General features: G+C 63.2%; 8 protein-coding genes and 1 pseudogene. 5 read left to right on the plus strand and 4 right to left on the minus strand.

Features of this window, described 5'->3' with window-relative positions; all coding sequences use genetic code 11:
• The 3 genes and pseudogenes from E5W87_RS16940 to E5W87_RS16950 form a co-directional block, all read left to right on the plus strand.
• Window positions 1-248 (plus strand): annotated as a pseudogene (locus E5W87_RS16940) (beta-ketoacyl-ACP synthase); the annotation flags it as partial.
• A 36-nt stretch (window positions 249-284) separates the two neighbouring features.
• Window positions 285-1,313: a zinc-binding dehydrogenase gene (locus tag E5W87_RS16945; protein ID WP_126106142.1), complete on the plus strand. Its 1,029-nt coding sequence runs from the start codon at window positions 285-287 to the stop codon at window positions 1,311-1,313.
• Window positions 1,314-1,348: 35 nt separating this feature from the next.
• Window positions 1,349-2,344 carry a lipid A biosynthesis lauroyl acyltransferase gene (locus E5W87_RS16950; RefSeq protein WP_292399615.1) on the plus strand — a complete coding sequence of 332 codons (996 nt, stop codon included), beginning with the start codon at window positions 1,349-1,351 and terminating at the stop codon, window positions 2,342-2,344.
• A 130-nt stretch (window positions 2,345-2,474) separates the two neighbouring features.
• On the opposite strand, the gene E5W87_RS16955 is transcribed toward E5W87_RS16950, so the two are convergent.
• From E5W87_RS16955 to E5W87_RS16970, 4 genes are all read right to left on the minus strand, one after another.
• On the minus strand, window positions 2,475-3,260 hold the full coding sequence (locus E5W87_RS16955; RefSeq protein ID WP_292399618.1) for an ATP-binding cassette domain-containing protein: 786 nt from the start codon (window positions 3,258-3,260) through the stop codon (window positions 2,475-2,477).
• Entirely contained in the window at window positions 3,253-5,508 is a 2,256-nt protein-coding gene (locus E5W87_RS16960) for an ABC transporter permease (protein ID WP_292399621.1), read from the minus strand. The genes E5W87_RS16955 and E5W87_RS16960 overlap by 8 nt, the downstream gene beginning before the upstream one ends.
• A gap of 83 nt (window positions 5,509-5,591) precedes the next feature.
• Window positions 5,592-6,674 carry a substrate-binding domain-containing protein gene (locus tag E5W87_RS16965; RefSeq protein WP_127204672.1) on the minus strand — a complete coding sequence of 361 codons (1,083 nt, stop codon included), beginning with the start codon at window positions 6,672-6,674 and terminating at the stop codon, window positions 5,592-5,594.
• Between the two features lie 236 nt (window positions 6,675-6,910).
• Window positions 6,911-7,339 carry a L,D-transpeptidase gene (locus tag E5W87_RS16970; RefSeq protein ID WP_292399624.1) on the minus strand — a complete coding sequence of 143 codons (429 nt, stop codon included), beginning with the start codon at window positions 7,337-7,339 and terminating at the stop codon, window positions 6,911-6,913.
• Between the two features lie 219 nt (window positions 7,340-7,558).
• Here E5W87_RS16970 and E5W87_RS16975 point away from each other — a divergent pair, with 219 nt between their 5' ends.
• Both E5W87_RS16975 and E5W87_RS16980 read left to right on the plus strand, forming a co-directional pair.
• Window positions 7,559-8,839 carry an acetylornithine deacetylase/succinyl-diaminopimelate desuccinylase family protein gene (locus E5W87_RS16975; RefSeq protein WP_292399627.1) on the plus strand — a complete coding sequence of 427 codons (1,281 nt, stop codon included), beginning with the start codon at window positions 7,559-7,561 and terminating at the stop codon, window positions 8,837-8,839.
• Window positions 8,840-9,004: 165 nt separating this feature from the next.
• A complete protein-coding gene (locus tag E5W87_RS16980; protein WP_292399630.1) occupies window positions 9,005-10,486 on the plus strand; it encodes an ABC transporter substrate-binding protein in 1,482 nt (493 codons plus the stop codon).
• The last annotated feature ends 130 nt before the right edge of the window (window positions 10,487-10,616 follow it).

The following is a 10,616-nucleotide window of genomic DNA, read 5'->3' on the forward strand; positions in this document are numbered from 1 at the left end:
CGTCGAACAAGTCGATGATCGGGCACACGCTGTCGGCTGCCGGCGCCGTCGAGGCCGCGTTTTCGCTGATGACCATGCGCGAAAGCGCCATTCCGCCGACCATCAATTACGATAATCCCGATCCGGCGATCGTGCTCGACGTGGTGCCGAACACGAAGCGCAACGCCGAGGTTGGCACGGTGCTGTCGAACTCCTTCGGCTTCGGCGGCCAGAACACCTGCCTTGTCATGGCGCGGGAACCGGTCTAAGCGAGCGCTTTCCGCTCAACAGAACCGACAGGCCCAATGCGCGCATTGCAACTTATCGAGGACCGCCGCCTTGAAACAGTGGACCTGCCGCCTCCGCCGCAGCCTGCGCTGGGCGAAGTGACACTGCGCATCAAGGCCGTGGCGCTCAACCATATCGACGTCTGGGGCTGGCGCGGCATGGCCTTCGCCAAGCGCAAGCTGCCGCTTGTCGTCGGCGCCGAAGCCTCCGGCGAGGTCGAGGCCGTCGGCCCCGGCGTCTCCAGCCTTGTGCCGGGGCAGCTGGTGTCGATCTATGGCGCGCGCACCTGCGGGCTTTGCCGCGCCTGCCGCGAAGGCCGCGACAATCTCTGCGAGCATGTCTCGGGCGTTCACGGCTTCCATCTCGACGGCTTTGCGCAAGAGAAGATAAACCTGCCGGCGCGCCTGCTGGTCCCTGCCCCGCCCGGCGTGACGGATATCGGCGCGGCCGTCGCGCCCGTCACCTTCGGCACGGTCGAGCACATGCTGTTCGACAATGCCCGGCTGCAGCCCGGCGAAACCATCCTCATCCATGCCGGCGGCTCGGGCATCGGCTCCGCCGCCATCCAGCTGGCGAAGAAAATGGGCTGCACCGTGATCACCACGGTCGGCTCGAACGATAAGATCGACAAGGCCAAGGCGCTTGGCGCCGACCATGTCATCAATTATCGCGAGGACCGTTTCGAAGGCGTGGTGCGCAAGCTGACGAAGAAGAAGGGCGTCGATGTCGTCTTCGAGCATGTCGGCGCCGACACCTTTGCCGCCTCGATGCTGTGCCTGAAGCGTGGCGGACGCCTGGTGACCTGCGGCTCGACCTCGGGCGTGTCGACACAGATCAATCTGATGCAATTGTTCCAGCAGCAGCTGAAGCTGCTCGGCTCCTTCGGCTGCCGCATGGAAAACATGGCCGACGCCATGCAGAAAATGGCGGCGGGGCTGGTTTCTCCGGTTATCGACACCGAAGTCGGCTTCGGCGACATCGAGGCCGCGCTGAAGCGCATGGAAGGCCGCGACGTGTTCGGCAAGATCATCCTGCGCGTCGGTTAGACCCTGATGTTGCTGCCTAAAGACATGGCGTAGGAATGATCGGCGACGCCTTCAGGAAGCTCCGCAGGGACCTGGCGTTCCGCCATGGCAGGCGTCTGCGCCAGTTCAACTATTGGCTGCTCGCGCGCGCCGCGATGACGATGATCTGGGTGCTACGTCTGCTGCCGGTCGACAGCGCGCTCAATTTCGCCGACCGCGTCGCCCGCCGCGTTGGGCCCTGGGTGGGGCGCCACAACGTCGCCATCGCCAATCTGCGCAAGGCATATCCGGAAAAGAGCGACAGCGAGATCCAGGCCATCGCGTCCGACATGTGGGGCAACATGGCTCGCCTCGCTGCGGAATACATCTTTCTCGATGCGCTCTTCGATTACGACCCGAAAGCGACGAAGCCGGGCCGCGTCGAGGTCCGCGGCGTCGATCATTTCGTCGAGATCGCTGGCGAGCAAAAACCGCATATCATCTTCACCGGGCATCTCGGCAATTTCGAGCTGCTTCCGGTGGCTGCAGCCACTTTCGGCATGAACATCACGGCGCTGTTTCGCCCGCCCAACAACCCTTACCTTGCCGACTACATCCTCTCGACGCGCCGCTCGACCATGGGATCGCTTCTGCCCTCCTCGACCGGCGCTTCTTTCGCGCTTGCCGCCATCCTGGAGAAAGGCGGCAATATCGGCGTGCTGGTCGACCAGAAATTCTCGGGCGGGCTCGAAACGACATTCTTCGGCCGCCCCTGCGAGAGCAACCGGGTTCTGGGCACTCTGGCGCGCCACTATGACTGCGATGTCTATCCGGCGCGCTGCGTGCGCCTGCCGGGCAACCGCTTCCGGCTCGAGATCGAGGACAGACTGACCTTGCCACGCACTGCCGGCGGCAGCGTCGACGTCCACGGCACCACCCAGCTGCTCAACGACGTGGTCGAGCGCTGGGTGCGCGAGGATCCCGGCCAGTGGATGTGGTTCCACAAAAGGTGGGAGATCAGCGGCCGGCGCCGAAAGCGTCAACAAGCGAGACAGCGCGGAAAAGCCGCCTGAGCAGAAGCCGCAACATTGCTTTGTGACGGATTTGAGCATGGTGCTGATTTGCGCCAGCGACCCGCCCGGCTCCCGAGGCGGGTTTTTTGTTTTGGCCATCGACCGCTCGTTGGTCGCCTGACAGCTCGTTTCAAGTTTTGATCGCCTCATCGGCCGTAAGTGCGTGCTCTCGCGTGCCGGAGACGATGATCTCCAGGACCTCATGCTCGTCGGTGTTCCTGACGTAGCGATCGCCGACGTTCTCGCCGCGCTTCAGCACCATCACGCGATCGCCCACAGCGAAGATGTCGACGAGGCGGTGGGAGATGATGATCTGGGCAACGCCCTGCTTTTTCAGCTCCAGCATGGTCTCGAGCAGCCGCTCGGTCGCCATCACCGAGAGATTGGCGGTCGGCTCGTCGAGGATCACCACGCGCGGCTGGAAGGAGATAGCGCGGGCAATCGCCACAGATTGCTGGCGGCCGCCCGACAGACTCTCGACCTTTTGATAGACGGAGTTCACGTCGACCTTGAGCCGCTTCAGCACGCTGTCGGCTTCCGCGTACATTTTCCGCCGATTGACGAAAAGGCCCCTGCGCGGCCAACGGCCAAGAAAGATATTCTGACCGACATCCATATTCCCGCAAAGAGCGAAATCCTGGTAGATCATCTCGATGCCGGCGTCGCGGCTTTCGTGCGGGCTCTTGAAGTGCACCGGCTGCCCGGCGACGAAGACCTCGCCGCCGGCGTCGCGCTGGTAGGCGCCGGTCAGGATCTTCATCAGCGTCGACTTGCCGGCCGAGTTGTCGCCGACGAGGCCCAGGATCTCGCCGGGATAGAGCACGAGGTCGACGTTGCGGAGCGCCTGCACCGCACCGAAGGCTTTTTCGATGCCCCGCATTTCTACGATCGGTGCAGGCCTCGTCGCGTCACGCATGGGTGGTTTCCGCCGTTCTTGTGCGCCGCGCGAGGCGCGCCCGCAGGCGGCCGAAGATGTTGGCCTGGCGCACCCAGATGTCAATCAGCACCGCCACGATCAGGATGCCGCCGATGAAGACGTTGATCCAGTGCTGCGGCATGGCGAAGCCCTGGACGTTGAGCTGCAGCAGCGCCCGGATCAGGGTGATCACCGCCGCCCCTGCGAGCGCCCCGATCACGGTGCCGTAGCCGCCGAAGATCGAACCGCCGCCGATGATTACCGATGCGATGGCGTCGAGCTCGCGGAACTGGCCAGCCACCGGGTTGAAGCTGCGGAAGTAGGCGACGTTGATGATCCCGGCCATTGTCGCGCAGAGCGCCGCCAGCATGAGCGCGAGGAACCGCACCCGGTTGGTGTTGATCCCGGCATAAGCGGCGGCGCGAATGTTGCCGCCGGTCGCATAGACCTTCTGCCCGAACGGCATGTAGGCGAGCACGACGCCGGCAATGAGGGCGACGAACAGCATCCAGATGGTCTGGACGCTCACCACCTCGGCGATCGAGCGCGGGAGCCCGTCCGGCAGTGAGATGCGGTAGTGCAGCAGGATGTCGTTCACCTTGCGGCCAAGCAGGTTGTAGCCCTCGGGCCAGCCGGTGAGCTGCTGCCCGGCGACGAACCAGGCGGCGAGGCCGCGGGCGATGTAGAACATGCCGAGCGTGGCGATGAAGGCCGGCAGCTTGAAGCCGACGGTGACGATCGCGTTGACAAGGCCGGCGCACATGCCCGCGAGCAAGCCCATCGCCACGGCGGTCACGGGGTCGGCGCCAAGGACCTTGAGGAAATAGGCGGCGGTGCTGCCGGCGAGGGCGAGCACCGCCCCGACGGAGAGGTCGATATCGCCGGCGGCGATGACGTAGGTGAGCCCGATGGTGATCAGCGCAAGCTCGGTGTAGTTGAGCAAGATCGCGAAGCTGTTGGACAGGTTCCACCAGTAGTCCGGCCGGAGCGCGAGCCCGGTCAGCCACAGGAGCGCGGTCAGGATGATGGCGAGCGCGTCGCGCCGGGCGAGGAACTTGCCGAACCCGGTGGCCGACAGCGCCATGTCGGCCGCCATCGCCCCCTTGGTCTGCACCCCCTCGATCGCGATGCCGCCGATCTCGTAGGCCGGTGGCGGCGGCCGGCTGCGGAGCCAGGCCCAGAGGCGCCCTGCCACCTGGCGGCGGATGAGATAGGGCTCGATGAGCACCGCAACGACGAGCAGCAGCCCGAGGAACACCGGCACCGCGCCGACCGGTAGCGAGAAAACGGCGTTGACCGTGATCTCCTCGTCGCCGATCTTGATGATGCGCGTGATCGGCCAGCCCTCGCGCAACACCTTGTCGAGCAGCACCACCAGCAGGGCGCCAAGGCAGGATCCAGCGACCCGGCCGCGGCCGCCGAGGATCGAGGCACCGCCGATGATCACGGCGGCAATGACGATCAGCTCACCGCTGACGCCGTAGAGGGGCGTCACGCCCTTGTCCTGGGCCGCCGACAGCAGTCCGGCAAGCGCCGCGCAGAGCGAGGAGATCAGGTAGGCTCGGATGCGCACCCAGTTGGTCGGGATGCCGGCATAGGACGCCGCCTGCTCGTTGCCGCCGGTGGCGAAGGTCTCGTAGCCCCAGCGCGTCTTGGCAAGCACATAGGCGCCAATCACGGCGACAACGAGGAAGATCACGATCTGGTTGTTGAAGCCGAGGAGGTTAGTCTCGCCGAGGTGAAAAAAAACCGGATAGCCGGTCGCCTTGGCAGGGTAGTAGATCGCCTGGCCGTGAGTGAGCGCCAGCACGAAGCCGCGGCCGATGAAGAGGACGGTCAGAGTGGCGATGAACGCCGGCACTTTCAAGATGGTGACGAGCACGCCGTTGACCAGCCCGATCAGCGTGCCGAGAAGGACGCAGAGGATTACCGACGTGACGACGCCGAGGTCAAGGAAGTTCGGCGCGAACAGCCTGGCGAAGACGACGGCGACTAGGCCGTAAGTTGAACCGACCGAAAGATCGAGGTCCTTGTTGACGATGACGAAGGTCACTCCGACCGCGATGATGGCAACCCGCGAGGTGTCGCGGAGCAGCGAGTGAAACGCCCCTGTTGACCCGAAGAACGCGGGATTGACGAGAGCGCCGCCGAGATAGAGCAGCAAAAGCAAGGCAACGAGCCCCACCTCCCAGCCGCCGACAATCTGGGACGGCGCACGGCCGAGCGATGTGGTCGCGGTAAGCGCCATGGTCTCTTCTGGTCGATTTCCTGCTGCTGCATTGCGGGAGAGCATGCGCCCTCCCGCAGTGATTTCAGACGTTCCGAGCGGACTCAGTTCTCGAAGCGCTTGCCGACGTCCTCGACGGTCTCCTTCGTCACGAGTTGGGCGCGTGTGTCGAGGTTGGCCGCCGCGATGCCGCGGTCGATCTCCAGATAGAGCTGCATGACCGGCCAGAAGCCCTGCAAGAAGGGCTGCTGCCCAAGCGCGCCGGTCAGATCGCCGCTCTTCATCGCATCCTGCTGGGCCGGGCCGAGGTCGAAACCGTAGGCGCAGATCTTGCCGGTCATTCCGGTCTGAGCGACAGCCTTGGCAAGCGCCGGCGTGAACACGTTGTTGCCGGCGAACGCGCCAACGACGTCGCCGCGCGATTCGAACAGCGTCACGATGCCGTTCACCGGATCATTCGGATTGGTGTCGATACCGGTGTTCTCCGGACCCGCGTCGACCTTGAAGGCATCAAGCTTGCCGGCATCCTTCAAGCCCTTGACGATGGCGTTGAAAGCCGAAGTGACGCGATTGTTCACCTCGATGTTGCCCATTGCGGTCGACGACGGCAGGACGATCGAACCCTTCTCGATACCCTTGTCGGCGAGGCACTTGACGAGCGCCTCGCCGGCGATTGCGGCAGCGGAGGCGTCCTGGCCGGTGTGGCCGATGCCGCTGCGGTTGAGGATCGTGCCGTCAAAGGAATTGGTCGTGGCGACTGGTATGCCCTTCGCCTCGGCGGCCTTGACGATGTCGTTATAGGCGCCGACCTGGGGCGTTGTCATGATCAGCCCGTCGATCGTCGGATCCTGCACGATCTGGTTCAGGATTTCGATCTCGCGGGCAGGGTCGTCGGTCGGCGATTCCGAGCCGAGCAGCAGGATCTTGGCGCCGATCAGGTTGCCGGCGACGGTCGCGCCGACGTAGACCGGATCGAAGAAGCCATTGCCGGCAGTGTGTGTCACGATAGCGAAAGTGAGGTGACCATCGGCCGAATGGAAGTCCTTGGTACCGGGGGCCTCCTTTGCGGCTTCTTCGAAGCTGTAGCCGCCGACCGCCTTATCGACGCCGCCCGATTGTGCGTAGGCGTTCGATACGCCGAGCGATAACGCCGCGGCACACGCCGCGAGCGAGAAAATGCGTTTCATGATTTTCCTCCCTTGCAACCAACGGTCGGAAGCCGTTCGGGCGCATTTATTCAGGGATTCCGAATGCTTCCTCCCACGCCTCATATTCTGCCCAAAGCCCGCCCACGTAAATAGTGCTCCCACTTTCACCGATGTTCAGAGCGGAAAGCCGTCGTCGCTTCACACGAGCGCCCGCTCTGACTTCTTGTAGGAGCCGCGAACCCTCGGTTTTCCGGCTCGCTTGCAGCCAACCACAGTTAGTTGGTCACGACGATCCGTGTGTTGCCGAAGCCGGCTTGCCGCACCATCGAATAGAAGGCGGCGGCATTGGCCGGGTGCAGCCGCACGCAGCCATGCGACGCCGGGCGCCCGAGAGACTTCACCGCGCCCGTGCCATGGATGGCGTAGCCGCCGCGGTAGAACACCGAATGAGGCATCGGTGACATGTCGTATTTGCGCGAATACCACATCCGTGCGGTCCGTTGCGGCCGGTAGCTGCCGCGCGGCGTGATGTAACCTTGGCGCGCCGTGGACACGCGCCAGCGGTAAACCGCCTGACCGTATCTTACAGTCATCGTCTGCGATGACACGTCGATCCTTGCAACCAGCTTGGCTGCCCAGCCCTCCACCGAAGAACCGAACAGCATCGTTGCCAGTGCAGCTGCCATGAGAACTGTTTTTTTCATGCGATCAAACCCCTTTGACTGCCCTTGCCTGCCTTCACGCAATTCTTCATCTTTTTAATCGCAAGTGAAATGAGGTAACCTCACACCTCTGACGAATTCACCAATCCAAAGCAGCGAATTTGAACGATTTCCCGCAATAGTTGCCGCAACGACACGCAACCAAGGCGCGACCTGCCAACAGACTTGCCAAAGCGCGTCATTGGCTGCTCAATTCACCGAATGAACGAACTTCTCCTGAAAGCGGTCGATGATCGGGTCGACGACCTGGTCGCACTGACCGCTGACCTGATCCGCTTTCCGACTATCAATCCGCCCGGCGAAGCCTACCGGCCATGCGCCGAATACGTTGGAGCACGGTTGAAGAAGCACGGTTTCGAAGTCGAATTCATCCGCGCCGAAGGCACGCCCGGCGACACCGACCGCTACCCGCGCGTCAATGTCGTCGCCCGCTTCGATGGCCGCTCGCCCGGCGCCTGCGTGCATTTCAACTCGCATATCGACGTGGTCGAAGCCGGTGACGGCTGGAGCCTCGATCCCTTCGCCGGCATCGTCAGGGATGGCAAGGTCTATGGCCGCGGCGCCTGCGACATGAAGGGGGGCTTGGCCGCCTCGATCATCGCCACTGAGGCCTTCATGGAGGTCTTCCCCGACTTTCCCGGCGCCATCGAGATATCAGGCACGGTCGACGAGGAGTCCGGCGGCTTTGGCGGCGTCGCCCATCTGGCAAAGCTCAGCTACTTCTCCAAGCCGAAGGTCGACCATGTCATCATCCCCGAGCCGCTGAACAAGGACCGCATCTGCCTTGGCCATCGCGGCGTGTGGTGGGCGGAGATCGAGACCAAGGGCGAGATCGCGCACGGCTCGATGCCGTTCCTCGGCGACAATGCGGTGCGCCATATGGGCGCCGTGCTAAGGGCTTTCGAGGACGAATTGTTCCCGGCGCTCGACCGCAAGGTGACAAGCATGCCGGTCGTGCCCGACGGCGCAAAGCGCTCGACCATGAATATCAACTCGATCCATGGCGGCCAGACGGAGGATTTCCGGCCCGGCCTGCCCTCGCCCAACGTGCCCGATTCCTGCCGGCTGACCATCGACCGCCGCTTCCTGCTCGAAGAGGATCTCGGCACGGTCAAAAGCGAGGTGACTGATATCCTCGACCGGCTGAAACGCGAGCGCAAAAAATTCGACTACGAAATCCGCGACCTGATGGAGGTGCTGCCGCTGATGACCGAGCGCGACGCGCCGGTGGTGAGGGCGGTGGCGCAAGGCATCATGGAGATATTCGACCGCGAGCCGGACTATGTGATTTCGCCCGGCACTTACGACCAGAAGCACATTGCCCGCATCGGCCACATCTACGACTGCATTGCCTATGGGCCGGGCATCCTCGACCTCGCCCATAGGCCCGACGAATGGGTCGGGATATCAGACATGGTCGAATCGACCAAGGTGATGGCGATCGGGCTGAACATACTGCTCAGGGGCGCGGGCGCACGGTAATCCGGCAGCTACGGGGCAAGCTTCAATCGCCTGAGTCGGCGGGCAACGGAAAAACATTCCTGCCGGCGCTGCCGGAAAGCACGAAACGCAATTTACTCCTCGGCGAAATCACGCTTCTATCAACCGGGTTTTGAGCATTTTTTTGAGCATATCGGGAGCTGCACGATGAAATTGTGGAAAACCATTCTCGCCGCCGCGGCCCTGGTGCTGGCTGCCGGGACATCGGCATTTGCGGCGCGGACCGATCTGGTCATCGGCATTACGCTCGAGCCTCCGCATCTCGATCCGACCGCGGGTGCGGCGGCGGCGATCGACGAAGTGCTTTACGCCAACGTGTTCGAGGGGCTGACCCGCATCGGCCCGAACGGCGAGGTGCTGCCGGATCTCGCCGAAAGCTGGTCCATTTCCGATGACGGCAAGGCCTACACGTTCAAGCTGCATACCGGCGTGAAATTCCATGACGGCACCGACTTCAACGCCGACGACGTGAAATTCTCGCTCGACCGCGCCCGTGCCGACAACTCCGTCAATGCACAAAAGGGCCTGTTCGCCGCCATCGATACGGTCGAGGTGGTCGATCCGGCGACGGTCAAGGTCACGCTGAAGAACCCGCAAAGTTCTTTCCTCTACAATATGGGCTGGGGCGACGCGGTCATCGTCGCACCTGAGACAGCCGACACCAACAAGGAAAAGCCGGTTGGCACCGGCCCGTTCAAGTTCCAGAGTTGGGCCAAGGGCTCGTCGATCACGCTGATCAAGTCGGACACTTACTGGGGTGCTCCAGTGTCCCTCGACAAGGCAGAGTTCCGCATCGTTCCCGATGCCGCTGCCGCTGTGCCGGCATTGCTTTCCGGCGACGTCCAGGCCTTTCCCTTCTTCCCCGATCTCGACGGCGTCGCCCAGGTTCAGGGCGACCCACGCTTCAAAGTGGTGATCGGCGCGACCGAGGGCGAAACCATCCTTTCGATGAACAACAAGAAGCCGCCTCTCGACAAGCTTGAGGTCAGGCAAGCGATTTCGTTTGCGCTCGACCGCAAGGCGATCATCGACGGCGCCTCGGCCGGCCTCGGCGTGCCGATCGGCTCGCATATGTCGCCCGCGAGCAAGGCCTATGTCGACCTCACCGGCCTCTATCCGCACAATGTCGAGAAGGCCAGGGAACTGCTGAAGGAAGCCGGCCTGGAGAACGGCTTCAAGGCGACGCTGAAGCTGCCGCCGCCCCCCTATGCGCGGCTTGGCGGCGAGATCATAGCCTCGCAGCTTCGTGACGTCGGCATTGATCTGCAGATCGTGCCCGTGGAATGGGCGCAGTGGCTGGATCAGGTCTTCACCAAGAAGGACTACGACCTGACCATCGTCTCCCACACCGAGCCCAACGACATCGATATCTATTCGCGCAAGGATTATTACTTCAACTACGACAATCCGACCTTTGACACGATCATCGCCGATCTGAACCTCACCTCCGATGAGGCCAAGCGCATGACGCTGCTCGGCGAAGCGCAGAAGATACTGGCCGACGATGCGGTGGTCGGCTTCCTCTACGAACTGCCGAAAGCCGGCGTCTGGGACGCCAAGCTCGAGGGTTTTTGGGAGAATGCACCGATCCAGGCCAACGACCTGACCAAGGTGAAGTGGACGGAGTGAGGGACTGCTGGCCAAAGGGGCGAAGCTTGCGATCCTTCCCACCCCCCTCTGCCCTGCCGGGCATCTCCCCCGCAAGGGGGGAGATTGCGCCCCCATCGCTGCTTTCGCTAACCACTAGCGTTGCAAGAAC

It is taken from the genome of Mesorhizobium sp. (genome assembly GCF_004962925.1).
Taxonomy (GTDB): Bacteria; Pseudomonadota; Alphaproteobacteria; order Rhizobiales; family Rhizobiaceae; genus Mesorhizobium.